Here is a 19,553-nt window from a genome sequence, read left to right on the forward strand (position 1 = left end):
AAAAAGATTCCCGCCATTACTTCCGTATCATGTTCATTCATTTGACAGCCATACGTACGGATGTAAAATTTACGTCCCTCACCCATTCCACGAAATTCCTCAGGTATAGCAAAGTCATTGTGATACTTTACTTCTTCTTTCCCCCGCTTTTTCGCATCTTTTAGAGAAGGAGCCGTAATGACTTGTTCAAAGTATTTACTGTAATCCTTGGCGGATTTTTTGTCCGAAGAATTAGCAGTTTCTACTTGCTGGGCTTCTAATCTTTGTTTTTCATTCATTCGTTGATAATCCCCTTTCTTAAAAAAATCATCTCAGGCTCTAATAGATTTCCTAATGTTAATTTTTACCTATAAATAGAATTTAAGACATGAGCATGATCTGCACATTATTATAGTATAAAGGTTTACGGGAATGAAAACAATAGAAATCCCAGTAAGGACGCCTGTTTAAAGACCTATATCTTCATTTCAAAATAGCCCAAAAAATAATTCTCAAGCAATACTTAGCTTGAGAATGAAAGAAAGATAATATAAAAACCCGCGGAAGTATATTCCGCGGGTTTATTATCATAGATTACATAAACTCAGCAACAAGTTTATCAAAGTGTGCTTGATCAAGATTTAATTCAGCATCTACTAGTGGTTCTTCAGAATATCCTGTTAGTAATTCCTGATAAGATGGACGTTCTGTATTTTGATAAATAAGCCCTGTCACTAAACCGTTGTGCTTCATTAAAGTCTGCATCGCCATTTCACGATTTGAAGGATCATAATCTTCCACATTATTAAGCTTCGTAAGATTTTCCTTAAACCAGTCATATGTGTTGACTTTATTATAGGTTACACATGGACTAAATACATTGATTAATGAAAAACCTTTATGCTTAATGCCTGCCTCAATTAAGGCAGTTAAGTCTTTTAGATCAGTTGAGAAACTTTGCGCCACAAATGTTGCTCCAACAGTTAAGGCCAATTCCATTGGTGAAATCGATTGTTCGATTGATCCCATTGGCGTAGATTTTGTTTTAAAGCCTACAGCTGAACGTGGAGAAGTTTGCCCCTTTGTTAAGCCATAGATTTGGTTATCCATAACGATATAAGTAATGTCGACATTACGACGAATAGCATGAACCGTGTGTCCCATCCCAATTGCATAGCCATCTCCGTCACCACCAGAGGCGATAACTGTTAAATCACGATTGGCCATTTTAACCCCTTGAGCTATTGGTAGAGAACGACCATGAATTCCATGGAATCCATAAGAATTAATGTAACCAGAGATCCGACCAGAACAGCCAATTCCTGAAATTACTGCTAAATTTTCTGGTTGCAAACCAACATTTGCTGCCGCACGTTGCATTGCCGCTTGTACGGAGAAGTCGCCACAGCCAGGGCACCAGTTCGGTTTAACATCATTTCGAAAATCTTTAAAAGTGGCCATTTAGAACAACTCCTTACATTTTGAATGAACTTCGTGTGGTAGGAATGGGTTTCCATCATATTTAACATATTTGGTGATTTTCTCAGCAAAACCAACATTCATTTTCATGATATTCGCTAATTGTCCGGTTGCATTGTTTTCCACAACAATTACTTTTTTCGCAGAACGAACAAGAGGTAAAACTTCATCTGTTGGGAATGGATGAATTAGACGAATTTGGGCATGATTTACTTTCATACCGTCATTTTCTAAACGAACCATTGCTTCTTCAATGGCGCCGCGCGTAGAGTTAAATCCGACAATTAATAAATCTGGATCTTCATGTGGTGCATTTTTATATACTGGCGTGTTAAATCGAATATTTTCTACTTTACGGAAACGTTTATCCATTTGAGCAATTCGATTCGCTGATGATTCAGAAGGCTTTCCAGTTTCAGCATGCTCTACCCCAGTTACATGGTGAATACCATTTTTCATTCCTGGAATTGTACGTGGTGAGATACCGTCTTCTGTAACTTCATAACGTTTGAAATACCCTTTATTTTCAATTTCCGGAAGTTCTTCCGTTACAAGCTTACCGCGTCTAATTTCCACTTTCGAAACATCCAGTGGTTCTACGGTTTGTTTCCCAAGAGATAATTGAAGATCAGATAGTACGATTACCGGACATTGATATTCTTCTGCAAGGTTGAATGCTTCTGCCGTATCGTAGAATGCTTCCTGAACAGTACTTGGAGCTAAAACAATCTTAGGAATTTCACCATGTGTTCCATAGATCATTGCCATTAAGTCAGATTGCTCTTGCTTTGTTGGTAGTCCAGTTGATGGACCTCCACGTTGGGTATCAACAATAACTAGAGGTGTTTCCGTAATGCCAGCTAGTCCAATCGCTTCCATTTTCAATGATAATCCTGGACCTGAAGAAGCTGTAATTGCACGAACGCCACCGTAGCTTGCCCCAATTGTCATTGTACATGCTGCAATTTCATCCTCTGTTTGGATAACCGTTCCACCAAGTGCTGGTAATTTTTTAATTAAGTATTCCATAATATCGGAAGCAGGTGTAATTGGGTAAGCTGCCATGAAACGACATCCAGCTGCAAGTGCTCCTAAAGCAATCGCGTCATTACCAATCATAAACATCCGGCGTTTGCCATCAGCTTTTTCTAGTACCATTGTTGGTACGTCCGCATCCATTTTATCTTTCATATAATCGAAGCCTGCTTTAATGGCATCCATATTCTTAGCAACTACCTTGTCGCCTTTTTTACCAAAGATCTCACGAACTACTTCCTCGAAAACATGAATATCCAAATCTAAGACTGCAGATGTTGCACCGATTGCAACCATATTTTTCATTAAGGAGGTCCCTAACTCGGTTGCAATTTCTGTGAATGGAACCGCATACAATGATGCTTCAGTATCTTCCGGTTTCTTTGGAGCAAATTTTGCGTCAGCTAGAATTACGCCCCCGCGATGAAGCTCCTTGTAATTTACATCGATGGTTTCTTGGTCAAAAGCCACAAGGATATCAAGGTCATCAGAAATAGAGCGTACTTCTGTTGTGCTCACTCTGATTTTATTATTTGTATGTCCGCCTTTAATACGTGATGAAAAGTGACGATAACCATACAAGTAATATCCTAGGCGATTCAGTGCGATAGCAAAGATTTCCCCAGTACTTTCAATACCTTCCCCTTGTTGTCCGCCAACTTTCCACGAAAGTTGATTGATCATTTCCTTACACCCCTTTGGATATGTAAAAAATATGTAGATAGAATCATTTATTTGCATAGTACGTATCCAAGATCACCTTTAAAAATCCTCCGAAAAAAAGGCTTTACAAAGGTTAAAATCTGAATATAGGATATGTACTAAACGCTTACAATTCTAGACCTATGAACTAAAAATTGCAACCCTTTGGCTCGAAATATTGTCTAAAATATGAATATTTTTTTATTATTTGAAATTCGTGCTTAATTTACATTTAAAAAGTAGTTTAGTTTAAAGGCATAAACCCAGATTTCGACACACTTTTAGTCCTTTTTCCTTAACATATATCTGTTCTCTTATTTTATTTATTGTTATATATCAGAATAATATTTTTATAATATTCAACTACCCAAATTGACCATTTCCTGATCGAGAGCTTAACAGAGAAAAACCCGCTTGCAATCACAAGCAGGGTAAATAAAACACTTTGTAAATAGTCTATCTCTTTCACCTTGGCTCGACGATCAATTTTATAGCTGTGCGTTCTTCCCCGTCAATTAAAATATCAGTAAATGCAGGGATACAGATCAAATCAACTCCGCTAGGTGCCACAAATCCTCGAGCAATCGCTACTGCCTTTACGGCTTGATTCAATGCACCTGCACCAATGGCCTGTATTTCTGCTGCACCTCTTTCACGCAGAACTCCAGCAAGTGCACCAGCTACAGAATTAGGATTAGATTTTGCTGAAACCTTTAATATTTCCATTCCTAGCTCCCCCTTAGAAAAATCCCGATCCCGCATGAGCAGTTTCATGAACAAATCAGGTTATAACATTCCACTGCTACTATATTCAAATGGGAAAAGACATATTCCGGCTTGGACAAAAAAAGTCAAGTAATTCACAGATTACATCAATGATGCTAGAACAATGAAATGGAACAGCTAACTGTAGAAGGGATGGTCTTCATTTATTAAAATGGGAATCACTTTTTTGGTAAACCCTGTTTTACGATCTAATTCAATACTAACTGCACTTAGCTGTCTTCTACCCCCCGTTGGTACCTCGAATCTAACTGGAAGGTTGGTTAGAAACCTTTTAAGCACAGCATCCCTTTCTACGCCCAGTATGCCATCATACGGACCTGTCATGCCTACATCTGACAAATAGCCAGTTCCCTCCGGTAAAACACGGCTATCGGCTGTCTGAACATGTGTATGGGTACCCACAACAGCTGATACCCTTCCATCTAAGTACCACCCCATTGCCTGTTTTTCACTAGTCACTTCTGCATGAAAATCCACAAAAATAAATGGGGTACGTTTGCGGGCGAGTTCAACTAATTCATCTGCTTTCTTAAATGGACAATCTAATGGTGCCATAAATGTTCTTCCCTGAAGATTAATGACAGCAACCTCTAACTCATTCACTTTAAAAAAGGCCAGTCCTTGCCCTGGTGTTCCTTCTGGGAAATTGGCTGGTCTGACCATATTTTTAGCTGAACCGATAAACTCAAATATCTCTCGATTGTCCCATGCATGATTTCCAAGTGTTATTGCCTGTGCACCATGACCTAAAAACTCCCGATAAATTTTCTCTGTAATTCCTTTCCCTCCAGCCGCATTTTCACCATTGATTATGGTAAAATGTGGTCGATATTTTTCTTTTAATTTTGGTAGATATTCTTTCACCATATCTCGCCCTGGTGAGCCAACAACATCACCAATAAATAGTATATTCATGTAATTCCCTTCCATCTATAAAAATTGTCCCTGTATCATTTGGTTGTACTTAATACAAAAGGTGGACGTAAATCGAAAAAATAAAGCGGTGCATTCGCACCGCTTTATTTTGCGTATTCGACAGCCCTTGTTTCACGGATCACTGTCACTTTAATATGTCCTGGATAATCTAGCTCCTCTTCAATTCGCTTGCGAATATCGCGAGCTAATCGGTGTGCAGCAAGATCATCAACAGCATCTGGTCTTACAATAATACGAACTTCACGACCAGCTTGAATAGCAAAGGATTTCTCAACCCCTTCATAGGATTCTGAAATTTCCTCAAGCTTTTCAAGACGACGAATGTAGTTTTCAAGTGTTTCGCTACGTGCACCTGGTCTGGCAGCTGACAAGGCATCAGCAGCGGCAACAAGAACAGCAATAGTTGATGTTGGCTCTGTATCACCGTGGTGGGATGCAATACTATTGATTACAACTGGGTGTTCCTTGTATTTCGTTGCAAGTTCTACCCCAATTTCCACATGGCTTCCTTCCACTTCATGGTCAATTGCTTTCCCAATATCATGAAGCAAACCTGCACGACGTGCCAATGTTTCATCTTGACCTAATTCAGCAGCAAGTAAACCTGAAAGTTGTGCTACTTCCATCGAATGCTTCAAGACGTTTTGACCGTAGCTAGTACGGAATTTCAAGCGGCCAAGAATTTTGATAAGATCTGGATGTAGTCCATGAACTCCCACTTCAAAGGTGGTTTGTTCACCAACTTCACGGATATACTCATCCACTTCACGACGAGATTTTTCCACCATTTCTTCAATCCGTGCTGGATGGATCCGACCATCTTGGACTAGCTTCTCAAGTGCTAAGCGCGCCGTTTCCCTACGAATAGGATCAAACCCTGATAGAATGACAGCTTCAGGAGTATCATCAATAATCAAATCAATACCGGTTAAGGTTTCAAGTGTACGGATGTTTCGTCCTTCACGGCCGATAATTCGACCTTTCATTTCGTCATTTGGTAGATTCACTACAGAAACGGTTGTTTCAGCAACATGGTCAGCAGCGCAACGCTGGATCGCTAGCGAAAGTATTTCCTTCGCTTTTTTATCCGCTTCCTCTTTCGCACGATTTTCACTTTCCTTGATCATTATGGCAGTATCATGGGTTAGTTCTTGTTCCATCCTGTCAATAATAATTGTTTTCGCTTCCTCGCGCGTTAAGCTCGAAATTCGTTCGAGTTCAGTTTGTTGTTTTCGTACCAACTCGTCCACTTTGCTTTCCATCTCTTCAATATGCTGTTGTCTTTGGTTTAGAGAATCATCCTTCTTTTCTAAAAGATTTTCACGCTTGTTTAACGTTTCCTCTTTTCGATCTAAATTCTCTTCTCTTTGCAGTAAACGGTTTTCTTGTTTTTGCATTTCATTTCTTCGTTCACGAACCTCACGTTCAGCTTCAGTTCGAAGCTTGTGAATTTCATCCTTTGCTTCCAGCAAAGCTTCTTTTTTCAATGAATCAGCATCACGTTTCGCGTCCTCAAGAATCTGCTCAGCAGCATTCTTTGCTCCAGCTACTTTTGCATCAGCAATGGATTTATGAACAAAATAGCCAACAACGGCACCGACGATAAGGCCAAGCAAAATGGAGATGATAGTAATTATATCCAATCGTTACACCTCCTCTTGCTATGAACTTTTGTAACATTTTTTTAAGTGTCGGCATGTACATTGTTTAGACTCAACATACAGCTAAGCACTAAGGCTTTTCGCATTGTAATATTTCCAAAAATGTAAAATATACATGTTAATTGTAAAGGTGTGAATATTTATTGTCAAGGCTTACTCCCATAAGCTTTTTTTAATATTAAGAAAACAATAACTCATATCCACTAATTTACAATCAATTGTTTCGCATACAAATAAACAATATTGTATTTTTATACTATCATATCAAAAAGAGCAAAACCCGTTGTCGGGCTTTGCTCCATTTAATTAATCCAACAAGTCAAACTGTTCCTCTTCCGCTTCTTCCGTTACCACTTTATCACCGTCTAAACCATAGTGTTCACGAATTTTTTGCTGAATGTCTAATCGAATAGTAGAGTTTTCCTTCAAAAATAGTTTTGCATTTTCACGGCCCTGCCCCAATCTTTCATCATTGTAGGAGTACCATGAGCCACTCTTTTGAACAATATCCAATTCAGAGCCAAGATCTATGATCTCACCCTCTTTAGAAATACCTTCTCCATACATAATGTCGACCTCCGCTGTACGGAATGGAGGTGCAACTTTGTTCTTAACCACTTTAATTTTGGTTTTGTTTCCGACAACGTCATTGCCTTGCTTTAATGCCTCAGCACGACGTACTTCAATACGGACAGTGGAATAGAATTTTAATGCACGTCCACCAGGAGTTGTCTCAGGGTTTCCAAACATAATTCCAATTTTTTCACGAATTTGGTTAATAAAGATAGCGATCGTCTTGGATTTGTTGATGGCACCAGATAGTTTACGAAGGGCTTGGGACATCAAGCGAGCTTGTAGTCCCACATGAGAATCTCCCATTTCACCTTCAATTTCCGCTTTTGGAACTAATGCAGCAACAGAGTCAACTACAAGAATATCAATCGCACCACTTCGTACGAGGGCTTCAGCAATCTCAAGTGCTTGTTCACCTGTATCAGGCTGTGATAATAATAATTCATCAATGTTAACACCTAGCTTTTGTGCATAGGTAGGATCTAAGGCATGCTCGGCGTCAATAAACGCTGCTTGTCCACCTTTTGCTTGAACTTCTGCAATGGCATGCAGAGCAACGGTTGTTTTACCTGAACTTTCAGGACCATAAATTTCGATGATCCGACCTCTTGGATAACCTCCAACTCCAAGTGCTGCATCGAGTGCTAATGACCCACTCGGAACGGTAGAAATTCTTGTTTCTAATTTTTCTCCCATCTTCATGACGGAACCTTTACCAAATTGTTTTTCTATTTGTTTTAACGCCATTTCTAAGGCGGCCTTACGGTCACTCACAAATAGTTCCTCCTTTATATATGAAAAGTAGTATCATCTTTACTGAAATCTATGAAAATAAAACCTATAACTAATATAACCTGTTTTTGTCCATTTGTCGAGCAAAAACACGAACATTTATTCGGATATATTTGCAACAAAATATAATGGGTTATGAGACATATTAACCCATTTTTTGTCTATTAGTGACCATTTATTATCGGATATGCACATTATTGAATATTGGCATAAATAAATAAAAGTAGAAAATTAAAAAAATCACAGAACACTATTTAGTATTCTGTGACTCTTTTAAATATCGTAATAACAGATAACAACCATATTTTACTGCTCGATTTCGGTTTGCTTCCCTCGTTCCAGCAAGGCTGATCTTTTCGACCATCGTTGGTCTCCCCTTTACAGCAATACCGATATACACCGTTCCAACTGGCTTGCCTTCCACTTCATCAGGTCCAGCAACTCCGGTAAAACTAATACCAATATCTGTTGCAAAGATTCTAGCCGTATTTTCCGCTAATTCAGTCGCACATTGTTCACTTACAGCGCCATATTTTTCAAGTGTTTCTTGTTTCACTTGTGCAACCTGCTGTTTTACTTCATTTGAGTAGCAGACAATACCACCTTTAAATACTGAACTCGCCCCGGCAATGGACGTCAAATGCTGTTGAAACAGTCCCCCGGTCAAGCTTTCTGCTGCAGTTATCGTTAACTGTCCGTCCTTCAACGTCCTGCTCAGCTCAGCTAATAAAGACGTGTCATCGTACCCATAGAGATACTTTCCAACACGCAGCCTAATCAAATTTTCCACTGAATCTAACATGGAATGTGCGATTTTTTCATCCACATGCTTTGCTGTCAGTCTTAATGTTACCTCTCCATCACCAGCAAGCGGGGCAATCGTTGGGTTGCTTTGACTATCAATTAAATCAATGATTTCTGTTTCTAATGCCGCTTCCCCAATTCCAAAAAACCTTAGCACGCGGGAGACAATTTTTTCTTGGGCATCATTTTTTGAGGTGAGTGCCTGACGCCCATATTGGAGAAACATCGGTTCCATTTCCTTAGGAGGTCCCGGTAAAAGCATATAGATATGATTGTTGTCTTCAGCAACCATGCCTGGTGCCATTCCATGACCATTTGGGAGAATATGAGATCTTTCTAGCACTAGGGCCTGCTTACGATTATTTTCAGTCATGACCCGGTTTGTTCGCTTAAAGTAATCCTCAATAGACTGAAGGGCTACCTCGTCCATTACGAGTTTTTTCCCAAGGTGCTTGGCAATCGTTTCCTTCGTCAAATCATCCTTTGTTGGACCAAGCCCACCAGTAAAAATAATCATGGTTGCACGCTTTTCCGCCACTTCAATTGCTGTCTTTAATCGATCAGGATTGTCGCCAACAACAGTATGATAAAAAACATTAATGCCAATATCAGCTAATTGCTGCGATAAAAAGCGGGCATTTGTATTCACGATTTGACCAAGCAATAACTCTGAACCTACGGCAATAATCTCGGCGTTTACCATTCCATTCTCCCCTTTTCAAAACGCGGTTACAGCTATTTTGAGTTTATCAGAACATGGTTGTTTTTTGCAAAATAATCCCATCCGGACCAAATGGTAAAGATTAAGGCTACCCATAATGACACAATATCAAAGCGGAAAGGTATCAATGCAAAAATAAAATTATGTAGTAATATCGATGATATTGCGACAATTTGTGCCCAGGTCTTAATTTTGCCAAGCATATTGGCAGCAACTACTTCACCTTCACCTGCTAGTAAAAGACGAAGTCCAGTCACAGCAAATTCCCTGCTAATAATCACAATGACAATCCATGACGGTGAATAGACATCATTTAGTTCAACTAAGACAATTAGCGCAGCTGAGACAAGTAATTTGTCTGCAAGTGGATCAAGAAATTTCCCCATATTCGTAACCAGGTTATGTTTACGCGCATAATAACCATCAATCCAATCTGTTGTTGATGCTAGAATAAAGATTAGTGCACCGACAAAATGTGTAACGGGGAGATCCGCCCCCAGAAGGTACATTGTTCCCCAATCAAAAGGTGCTAACATAATAATCAAGAATATAGGAATTAATAATATCCTTGATACCGTTATTCTATTTGGAATATTCATAATTATCCTCCGTATCGTGATTAAAAGTGAAAAATAGTCATCAACAGATGACTATTCAGTCTTCAGAACATATTGAATCGTGATGTTCTGAACATTCGCTGTTGCTGGAATGGCATACTCAAGCTTTTGATCGTTTACATATATTTCTGTATCCGCCGCATTACCAACCCTAATAACAGCCGTGCTTTCTGCAGATAAATCCTGTGTTTGGCTCTCTGTTGCACCTACTTTTAATGTTCCTGTAAAAAAGGTTTTCCCTTTGCCATTCTTAATACTAACCCAGGTTTGTCCTTTAGAAACTAACTTCACCACGAATTTATCGGCATTTTTTAAATCATAGGTGGAACTATTTCCACTACTCTGAATAGCAGTTAACTCCTGCTTTGGCACTTCATCCGCAGGTGGAGTCTTCTCTTCATCCTTCTTTGTATCCTCGATCACTTTATCGCTGTCATTCTTTTTATCCGTTTCTGTTTTCTTTTCATCTGCTTTCACGTTCTTTAAGTTATCAGATTTCTCGAAATTAACCTGTTCACTATCTTTATTTACCGATTCGGTTGCATCACCGTCTAAATGGTGCGCTAAAAAGTAATATAACAGACCAGCAACACCAATAATAAACACAACAATTAAAACTTTAGGAAGAATATCAAATATTTTAGAATTCCCCTCTGTGATCGTTTTATGAGTTTTCACACGCGATAACTGCTGCGGTAAATCCTCATTGTAAGAGGCAGGGATTTCGCTTTTATAGGTCTCAAAGATCTCATCGGGATTAAGGTCAAGTGCTTCTGCATATTGCTTGATAAAGGCCCGAACATAAAAGTTCCCGGGCATGCTAGAATAATCCCCCTCTTCAATCCCTATTAAATACCTCTTTTGAATTTTTGTCATCGTTTGAACATCATCTAAACTTAATTCTTTTGCTAATCGGGCTTCTTTTAGTTGATTCCCTAATTCCGTCACCTGTAACACCTTCCAATTTATTAAAAATCAAAATCTCCAAAATCCGATCCGGAGAACATATTATGTTGATCAACGACCTCATATGTAATTTCTTCTTCCGCATCATTTCTAAGTTCAATAATGTAATCAAAATCGTCGAGCGTGTACTCTGAGTTTTGAACGAAGATATCAGGATGCTCTACAACTTTAACTGATGGCAGGCGCATGATTTCCCTTACTAGCTGCCAGTGACGTTCATTTGCACGTCTAGTAGAAACAATGCCATCCAAAATAAATAAATTATTCGCATTGTACTCATCCTCAATTAGTTGATTGCGAATCGTTTGTTTTAAAAGAGTCGATGAGACAAATAGCCAGCGTTTATTCGCACATACACTTGCCGCAACTAGTGATTCCGTTTTACCAACTCGAGGCATCCCGCGAATACCAATTAGTTTATGTCCTTCCTGCTTAAACAATTCTGCCATAAAATCAACTAATAATCCAAGCTCATTCCTTACAAAACGAAATGTTTTTTTATCATCAGCGTCTCTTTGAATATAGCGACCATGTCTAACTGCAAGTCTGTCACGCAATTTAGGCTCTCTTAGTTTAATTAACTTTATTGTGTCCATTGTATGTAAAATTGACTCAAGCCGTTTTATTTGGTCATCATCTTTCGCTAAAATCAACAAGCCCCGTCTTCCTTCATCCACTCCATTAATGGTAACAATATTAATAGAGAGCATTCCTAATAAAGATGAAATGTCGCCCAAAAGTCCAGGACGGTTTTTTTGAATCTCATATTCTAAGTACCATTCTTTTTTCATGAAAAAAACCCCTTAAGTGAAGTTTCGACAATTTTTTCACAAATCCACATCTATCCCTTATAATAAATGATTTTGATTGAAGATGAAAGGAAAAACAAAGAGAATCGCTGATTTATCCAAAATCTTTCCTATCAAGTTCTCTTCAAATAAAAAAAGAGAGAAGACCCATTTAATTGGGTCCCTCTCTTTAACGACTTCCGTTATTAGAAATTAATTTCACCATTATATTCGCAATCGCTTCTTGCTCTTGTTTGTCAGCTACAGACCAAAGATCTGAAAGAATTCTTTCTTGTTCATTTTTAGGCTCTACTTGATTTGCTAAATAATCGCCAATTTGAAAAGCAAGATTAGTAATTGCCCCTTCACTCATCCCTTCATTTTGTGCGTGATGGAGACGATCGGCTAAAAAGTCTTCCCACTGTTTCCAATTATCTAAAACAGACATTATTTTCCCTCCTTTAAAATAGTACAAGCTTATTTTACGAAGAAGAGACCTGAAGTATACATGAATAAATAGTTAATTTCATGTATACCATCCACCGTTAACCGAGAGGACTTGCCCTGTAATATAAGAAGAATCTCCTGAGAGTAAGAATGCTACACTTGCGGCAATTTCCTCCGGTTTTCCCATCCGTCCCATTGGAATATCCTCTGAAATTTCCTCAATCTCTTCAGGGGTAAAACCTTCCATCATGGGTGTCTTGATGGCGCCAGGAGCAATTGCATTAACACGAATCCCATTTAAGGCAACCTCTTTACTTAGTGCCTTGACAAAGGCAATTTGGGCACCCTTTGCTGCCGAATAGGCCACCTCAAGGGTTGCACCTGTTTGGCCCCAAATCGAGGTGATAACGATAATATTTCCTGAACGTTTTGTAATCATTTTGGGAAGTAATTCTTTTGTTAACATTAACGGGTTTAATACATGGACATTCAGTAAGGATGCTGCTTCCTCCTGCTGCAAATCCATAAAGAGCCCATATTGGCTGTTTCCACCGCAATGGATAATCGCATCCAAAGAAAATATTTGTGGCACGATTGTCATATATCCCGTCGCTTTCTCAAAATCAGCCTGCATGGGTATATACTCCCCCCCAAATGGCGCCAGCTCGTTCATTAACTCCAAGACTGCTTGTTCATTTTTATTAAAATGTAAATACAATGAATATCCTTTCGCAGCCAATTGATGCGCAACCGCTTGACCAATTCCACCACTTGCTCCCGTAATGAGTGCATATTTTTTCACTTCAATCACTCTCTCTATAGCAAACTTATGAAAAGGAGAAAAAGCGTCGAAGGATCGACGCTTCTCCATTTATTTTTTCTTTGGCACAACTTGGCAGACAGAAAAACGTTCCTCAGAAATAACCTCTACTGCTAATGCTTGAACATCCTTGAGTGTTATTTTTTCAAGTGTTGGCACAACATCAAATAAGTTCATATCATTAAATGCATACCGTGTGAATTGATTGGCAATATATTCTGGAGAATTCACAGCTCGTAAAAAGGAGCCTATTTTTTTCTTTTTCGCTCTTTCTAATTGTTGTTCATTAAATTCGCCAGCCTTCTTTGCATTAAGAAGCATTTTTTCAAGCCGGTCTGCTAGTTGATCAGGTTCCCCTGTATCTCCACCAACCATCGCAAAACCAAAGCCTTGTTCCTGTGTATAGTCATAGGAGAAGGTTTCGTCAATCAAGCCCTCTCCATAGAGCTGATTATAATTTTCAGAGCTTTTTCCAAACAGTAAATCAAGCAGGACATTCATTGTTAATTCATTTTTTAATAACTCATCACCGGTTTGATCAACATGCAGCGCCTTGATTCCAACAAGGGATTTAGACGTTTGTACATTCATTTCGAGAACCTGCTTTTTCTCTGCAGCTTTTGTTGGTTCATCCTCAAATTTGCGCTTAATTTCAGGCATTGCCTTATAATCTTTTTTGGATTGATTCTCTCTTACTTGGTTCATAATTTTTTCAGGGTCTACCGGACCGACGATAAATAAGAGCATATTGCTCGGATGGTAGAAGGTATTGTAACATTCATAAAGCCAATCTTTGGTAATCGCTGCGATGGAATCAATCGTCCCTGCAATATCAATTTTAACCGGATGATTTTGATAGAGGTTTTGGATTAATCCAAAATACAAGCGCCAATCCGGATTATCATCATACATCGTAATCTCCTGACCAATGATTCCTTTTTCCTTTTCAACCGTTTTTTCAGAAAAATAAGGAGCTTGAACAAAATCAATCAGTGTTTCTAAATTCTTTTCTACATCAGAGGTACTTGAAAATAAATAGGCAGTCCGTGTAAAAGAGGTAAACGCATTAGCCGAGGCGCCTTGGCGGCTAAATTGCTGGAACACGTCACCGTCTTCTTTTTCAAAGAGCTTATGCTCTAAAAAGTGAGCAATCCCATCTGGAACTTTAACATATTCATTTTTACCTAACGGAACAAAGGTATTATCCACCGAGCCATACTTAGTTGTAAATGTGGCATAGGTTTTATTAAAACCTTTCTTTGGTAATATATAGACATTTAAACCATTGGTCATTTTTTCATGAAATAATTCTTCTTGAAGCTGGTCAAACGTAATTTTCTCCATTATTTGCCCGCCTCCGATCCGGTTAAGAAATAAATCGTATCCAACTCTATTTTTTTCGCTACCTCAACTATTTCCTCTTTCGTTACTTTAAGCATTTCAGACAGCCAAGTATCCAAGCTAATATTTGCCTCTGCCACCACATTATGATACAGAATTTCTGTTAAACCTCGGGCCGTATCAACCGTTTCCATGATTTGATTTTGAATGACTGCCTTTGTTTGTTCTAATTCCTGGTCGGTGAAGTCTCCTTTTTTCATTGCCTCCATTTGCTCATGGATAATCCCTACAGCCTGGTCATAATTCTTCAAATCAATCCCTGACATAACCATCATCAAGCCTTTATGACTTTCTAAACGACTTGCCGCATAATAGGCAAGGCTCGCTTTTTCTCGAACATTAATAAATAACTTAGAATGTGAGAAGCCCCCAAAAATCCCATTAAAAACTTGAAGAGCAAAATAGTCTGGATCACCATATACAATATTTGTACGATAACCAATATTTAATTTCCCTTGCTTGACATCCTGCTCTTCTTTAACCTCACTAACCTCAGTTCGATTGCTACGCTTCTCGGTATTTACCTTCATCGGTGCACGATTTTCAAATCGAAGCAATTCTTCGGCAATTTCCCTTACCTCATCGGCCTTCACATCACCAATGACATATAAATCCATCTCATCTTCTAAAAAGGCCTTTTTGAAATATTCATATAAAATTTCTGGAGTAATGGCATCAACCTCGTCTGCTTCACCATTTACCTGTAGGGCGTAAGGCTCACCTTTACACATTTCCTCTATTAGGCGAACGTTAGAGTAGCGCATTTTATCATCAAAGACAGATTGAATTCGCGATTTTAGTGTCCGTTTTTCTTTTTCAATTGTTTCCTTATCAAATGCATTTCCTGAAACGTTGGGATTGGTTACTATTTCAGCAAGTAATTCAAACCCTTTTTTCAATAATGGGTTCGGGTCACTTAGAAATTTTTCATTGGCAATTTCCAAAGAGAAGCTGACAATGTGGTATTCACCTTTTTTAGCTAAGTCCACAAAAAGGGTGGCCCCATAGAGCTCATCTAAATAAGAACGTAAGGCTGTAGTGGTTGCGTAGTTACCAGAACTACTTTGCAATACATGTGGAAGAAGTGCCCTTTTCGTTACATCCTCATTGCTCAATGGTGCTTTCATTCTCCAAACAAATGTATTGGTTTTGTATTTTTCTGTCTCGATGACATGAAGTTTATATCCCTGCATATCTGTTATTTTTTCAGCAGTTGAATCCATTTGTTTATCCTCCTTTTCTGGTAAATAGTTCTACATTAAGAATATGTAAACATTTTTCTTTATATCTTTTCCTTTTGAATAAAACCTATACTTACTACTATAATTTGACATGCTTGTTCAATACAAGTAAATAGTCCTAAAGGAAAATAAAAGAGAACCCTCGGCAATGGAGGGTTCTCGAATTTAATTATTTATCTGCTACCTTTGATATAATGGGTACCACTTGCTTTCGGTGCATCGGCACGACCGATGAATCCTGTCAACGCGATGATGGTTAACACATATGGTGCAATTAGTAAATACACACTTGGAATCTCTTTCAAGAATGGTAAGCTTGATCCGATAATACTAATACTTTGGGCAAACCCGAAGAAAATTGCTGCACCCATCGCTCCAAGCGGATGCCATTTACCAAAAATCATCGCCGCCATCGCCATGAAACCTTGACCACTTATCGTGGAGTGGCTGAAGTTTGAAGTAATCGACTGAGCATAAACTGCTCCGCCAATTCCACCAAATGCCCCAGAGATAATGACGCCTAGATAACGCATTTTTGTTACATTAATCCCCATTGTATCTGCTGCCATTGGATGTTCACCAACTGAACGCAAACGAAGACCAAATGGTGTTTTGAATACGATATACCATACAATAATTGCAACAACAATCGCTAAAAAAGAAGTCCAATATGTGTTTTGAAAAAATATCTTCCCAATAATAGGAATATCCTTTAAAAGCGGAATATCTACTTTACTGAAGCCTTTACTGATAATGTTTGTTTCACCTTTATCATAGATTAATTTAACTAAGAATAAAGTTAATCCAGTTGAAAGTAAGTTTATTGCAACACCGGAAACGGTATGGTCAGCACGGAATGTGATAGCCGCTACAGCATGTAAAATAGAAAAGATAGCACCTGCTACCATGGCAACTAAAATAGCAATCCATGGTGTCCAGCTTCCAAATGTTTCTACAAATGTTAAATTGAAAACGATAGCTGAAAAAGCTCCTACTACCATTAATCCTTCCAGTCCAATATTTACAACTCCAGAACGCTCTGAGAATATACCGCCTAATGCAGTGAAGACAAGAGGAGCAGCCCATAGTAATGTGGATGGAACAACGATCATTAAGATTTCCATTAAGCTCATCTTACTTCACCTCCTTCTTACTGATTCGGTCAAGAAATACCCTTATTATATAACTTGATGCTACAAAGAATACAATTAACGCAATAATGATATCAACTAGTTCATTTGGTACACCAGCTTCAAGTGGCATATTTAATGCACCTACTTTTAATGCCCCAAATAAGATGGCCGAGAAGAATACGCCTAAAGAAGTATTTCCGCCTAGTAAGGCAACCGCAATCCCGTCGAAACCAACACCTGTAAATCCACCTTTCACGGTTGCATATCCAAACGTACCTAAACCTTCCATTGCACCAGCTAATCCCGCAAATCCACCGGCAATGACCATTGATAAAATAATATTTTTATTTACATTCATTCCTGCATAATGTGCAGCGTGTTGGTTAAAGCCTACTGATCGTAATTCAAATCCCCTTGTAGTTCTTTCAAGTAAGAACCACATCACAAAACAGCCAATAATGGCGATAACAATTCCCCAGTGAAGACGAGAGTAATCAGTTATGCTCTGTAACCAATCAGATCTCAATGTCGCTGATTCTTTAACAAGATCTGTTTTATCTTTATTATCAGTAATAATATTTTTAATTATATAATTGGAAACATGCAATGCTACGTAGTTCATCATAATTGTCACGATAACCTCGTGAACACGGAAGCGTGCTTTTAATAATCCAGGAATAAATGCCCATAGTGCACCTGCTACCATTGCAGCCAAAACTGCGAGTGGTAAATGAATGATTCGAGGAAGATCAAAGGCCACCCCTACCCATACAGCTGCAAGCCAGCCAACTAAAAATTGACCTTCAACTCCGATGTTAAATAAACCAACACGGAAGGCAAAAGCGACTGCTAAACCAGCTAAAATATATGGAGTAAATTGTCGAACTACCTCTCCGATATAATAGATGTCACCAAATGACCCATTCCAGAGAGCAGTGAAGGCTGTTACAGGATTATATCCACTAACCACCATGATTATGGTTCCAACAATAATACCTAATAATACCGCAATAATTGGTGTTAATAAACTTTTAAAACGTTTAGACATTGGAATGTTCACCTGCTTCTTTTCTATTTGACCCTGCCATCAACAAGCCAAGTTCCTGCTCAGTTGTTTCCTTCGGATTCACAATGGCTACGATTTTTCCTTCGTAAATAACAGCAATTCGATCACTAACATTCATGATTTCATCTAATTCAAACGAGACCAACAAGACGGCTTTTCCATTATCACGTTGCTCAATCAATCTTTTATGGATGAACTCAATGGCACCCACATCAAGCCCACGGGTTGGTTGTGCAGCAATGAGTAGATCAGGATTCCGGTCTACTTCACGACCGATGATCGCCTTTTGCTGATTTCCTCCAGACAATGCTCGCGCTAATGTATACTCACTTGGTGTACGAACATCGTACTCACTAATTAACGATTTCGCCTTTTTATAAATCTCTTTAAAATTTAAAATGCCATTTTTTGAAAATGGTCTCTTATTATACGTTTGTAATACCATGTTTTCGCCAATAGGGAAGTTTAAGACTAGACCATGTTTATGTCTGTCCTGCGGGATATGACCCACACCAGATTCAGTTATTTTACGTGGTGTTTGGTTAATGAGTTCCTTACCATTTAACTTAACACTGCCACTTTCAGCTTTCCGTAGTCCTGTTATCGCCTCAATGAATTCGGATTGACCATTGCCATCTATACCGGCAATCCCAACAATTTCGCCTGCTTTAACTGACAGGTTTAAGCCATTCACTGCTGAGACACCACGAGTATCTTTTACAGTCAAATCCGTTATCTCTAGAACATCCTCTTTTGGTGTTGCTTCTTTCTTTTCAGTTTTAAATACAACTTCTCGACCAACCATCAAACTGGCAAGTTCATTCGGATTTGTTTCGCTAACTGTGACAGTTCCAATGCCCTTACCTTTACGGATAACCGTACAACGGTCAGACACTTCCATAATTTCTTTTAACTTGTGTGTTATAAGAATAATAGATTTACCTTCTTTTATAAGCGTTTTCATTATTTGTATTAATTCTTTAATTTCTTGTGGTGTTAACACCGCGGTCGGCTCATCAAAAATTAGGATTTCTGCTCCGCGATAAAGTGTTTTTAATATTTCTACCCTTTGTTGCATTCCCACGGAAATATCAGAAATTTTTGCCTGCGGGTCAACAGACAAGCCATAGCGTTCTGAAATTTCACGAACTTGTTTCTCTGCTTTTTTAATGTCAATGCTGCCAGCTGTAGTAATCTCCCTACCGAGAATAATATTTTCGGTGACAGTAAATGTATCCACTAGCATAAAGTGTTGGTGAACCATTCCAATTCCAAGATCATTGGCAATATTAGGGTCAGATATTTTCACCGGCTTTCCCTTTACTCGGATTTCACCCGCCTCAGGCTGATATAAACCAAATAAGACATTCATTAAGGTTGATTTCCCTGCACCATTTTCTCCCAATAATGCATGAATCTCACCCTTTTTTAATTGCAGGGTTATGTTATCATTCGCAACAAAGCCATTAAACTCTTTACGGATGTTAAGCATTTCGATTACATATTCCAACTTTTTCACTCCCTGTACTAAGATAAAAGGAAAATTTGACCAGAAGTAGTAAGAGGTCAGACCTTTCAGAGTTTTTAAAAAATGGGGATAACTCCC

Annotated in this window: 17 protein-coding genes and 1 pseudogene; all 18 read right to left on the bottom strand. The window is 38.6% G+C overall.

Going from position 1 to position 19,553, the window contains the following annotated elements; genetic code table 11:
* Nucleotides 1-278, bottom strand: a pseudogene (locus TY15_RS18690) (tRNA (N6-isopentenyl adenosine(37)-C2)-methylthiotransferase MiaB); the annotation flags it as partial.
* A gap of 295 nt (nucleotides 279-573) precedes the next feature.
* A complete protein-coding gene (locus tag TY15_RS18695; RefSeq protein WP_040205063.1) occupies nucleotides 574-1,440 on the bottom strand; it encodes a 2-oxoacid:ferredoxin oxidoreductase subunit beta in 867 nt (288 codons plus the stop codon).
* Nucleotides 1,441-3,177: a 2-oxoacid:acceptor oxidoreductase subunit alpha gene (locus TY15_RS18700; RefSeq protein WP_040205061.1), complete on the bottom strand. Its 1,737-nt coding sequence runs from the start codon at nucleotides 3,175-3,177 to the stop codon at nucleotides 1,441-1,443.
* 483 nt (nucleotides 3,178-3,660) lie between these two features.
* Entirely contained in the window at nucleotides 3,661-3,921 is a 261-nt protein-coding gene (gene spoVS, locus TY15_RS18705) for a stage V sporulation protein SpoVS (protein WP_003211281.1), read from the bottom strand.
* 177 nt (nucleotides 3,922-4,098) lie between these two features.
* Nucleotides 4,099-4,896 (bottom strand): TIGR00282 family metallophosphoesterase, encoded by a 798-nt coding sequence (locus TY15_RS18710; RefSeq protein WP_040205058.1) that lies wholly within the window; start codon nucleotides 4,894-4,896, stop codon nucleotides 4,099-4,101.
* A gap of 104 nt (nucleotides 4,897-5,000) precedes the next feature.
* The gene (gene rny, locus TY15_RS18715) at nucleotides 5,001-6,560 is read right to left on the bottom strand and encodes a ribonuclease Y (protein ID WP_040205057.1); all 1,560 of its coding nucleotides are present in this window, start codon (nucleotides 6,558-6,560) and stop codon (nucleotides 5,001-5,003) included.
* Between the two features lie 324 nt (nucleotides 6,561-6,884).
* A complete protein-coding gene (recA, locus tag TY15_RS18720; protein ID WP_040205055.1) occupies nucleotides 6,885-7,925 on the bottom strand; it encodes a recombinase RecA in 1,041 nt (346 codons plus the stop codon).
* 268 nt (nucleotides 7,926-8,193) lie between these two features.
* On the bottom strand, nucleotides 8,194-9,450 hold the full coding sequence (locus tag TY15_RS18725; RefSeq protein WP_040205053.1) for a competence/damage-inducible protein A: 1,257 nt from the start codon (nucleotides 9,448-9,450) through the stop codon (nucleotides 8,194-8,196).
* A 32-nt stretch (nucleotides 9,451-9,482) separates the two neighbouring features.
* The gene (pgsA, locus tag TY15_RS18730) at nucleotides 9,483-10,067 is read right to left on the bottom strand and encodes a CDP-diacylglycerol--glycerol-3-phosphate 3-phosphatidyltransferase (RefSeq protein ID WP_040205052.1); all 585 of its coding nucleotides are present in this window, start codon (nucleotides 10,065-10,067) and stop codon (nucleotides 9,483-9,485) included.
* Between the two features lie 51 nt (nucleotides 10,068-10,118).
* On the bottom strand, nucleotides 10,119-11,033 hold the full coding sequence (locus TY15_RS18735; RefSeq protein WP_040205051.1) for a helix-turn-helix domain-containing protein: 915 nt from the start codon (nucleotides 11,031-11,033) through the stop codon (nucleotides 10,119-10,121).
* A gap of 20 nt (nucleotides 11,034-11,053) precedes the next feature.
* Nucleotides 11,054-11,842 (bottom strand): DUF3388 domain-containing protein, encoded by a 789-nt coding sequence (locus tag TY15_RS18740; protein ID WP_040205049.1) that lies wholly within the window; start codon nucleotides 11,840-11,842, stop codon nucleotides 11,054-11,056.
* A 187-nt stretch (nucleotides 11,843-12,029) separates the two neighbouring features.
* Entirely contained in the window at nucleotides 12,030-12,287 is a 258-nt protein-coding gene (locus tag TY15_RS18745) for a DUF3243 domain-containing protein (RefSeq protein WP_040205048.1), read from the bottom strand.
* A 78-nt stretch (nucleotides 12,288-12,365) separates the two neighbouring features.
* Nucleotides 12,366-13,088, bottom strand: a complete 723-nt coding sequence (gene ymfI, locus TY15_RS18750; protein WP_040205135.1) for an elongation factor P 5-aminopentanone reductase — start codon at nucleotides 13,086-13,088, stop codon at nucleotides 12,366-12,368.
* Between the two features lie 69 nt (nucleotides 13,089-13,157).
* Nucleotides 13,158-14,450 (bottom strand): EF-P 5-aminopentanol modification-associated protein YfmH, encoded by a 1,293-nt coding sequence (yfmH, locus tag TY15_RS18755; RefSeq protein WP_040205047.1) that lies wholly within the window; start codon nucleotides 14,448-14,450, stop codon nucleotides 13,158-13,160.
* On the bottom strand, nucleotides 14,450-15,730 hold the full coding sequence (yfmF, locus tag TY15_RS18760) for an EF-P 5-aminopentanol modification-associated protein YfmF (protein ID WP_040205046.1): 1,281 nt from the start codon (nucleotides 15,728-15,730) through the stop codon (nucleotides 14,450-14,452). Before yfmF ends, yfmH begins: the two co-directional genes overlap by 1 nt.
* 191 nt (nucleotides 15,731-15,921) lie before the next feature.
* Complete coding sequence (locus TY15_RS18765) at nucleotides 15,922-16,881, bottom strand: ABC transporter permease (protein WP_040205044.1); 960 nt, start codon at nucleotides 16,879-16,881, stop codon at nucleotides 15,922-15,924.
* A 1-nt stretch (nucleotide 16,882) separates the two neighbouring features.
* Entirely contained in the window at nucleotides 16,883-17,929 is a 1,047-nt protein-coding gene (locus TY15_RS18770) for an ABC transporter permease (protein ID WP_040205043.1), read from the bottom strand.
* Nucleotides 17,922-19,457 carry an ABC transporter ATP-binding protein gene (locus TY15_RS18775; protein WP_040205042.1) on the bottom strand — a complete coding sequence of 512 codons (1,536 nt, stop codon included), beginning with the start codon at nucleotides 19,455-19,457 and terminating at the stop codon, nucleotides 17,922-17,924. Before TY15_RS18775 ends, TY15_RS18770 begins: the two co-directional genes overlap by 8 nt.
* Between the last annotated feature and the right edge of the window lie 96 nt (nucleotides 19,458-19,553).

The organism is Neobacillus jeddahensis, from assembly GCF_000612625.1.
GTDB classification, from domain to species: domain Bacteria; phylum Bacillota; class Bacilli; order Bacillales; family Cytobacillaceae; genus Neobacillus; species Neobacillus jeddahensis.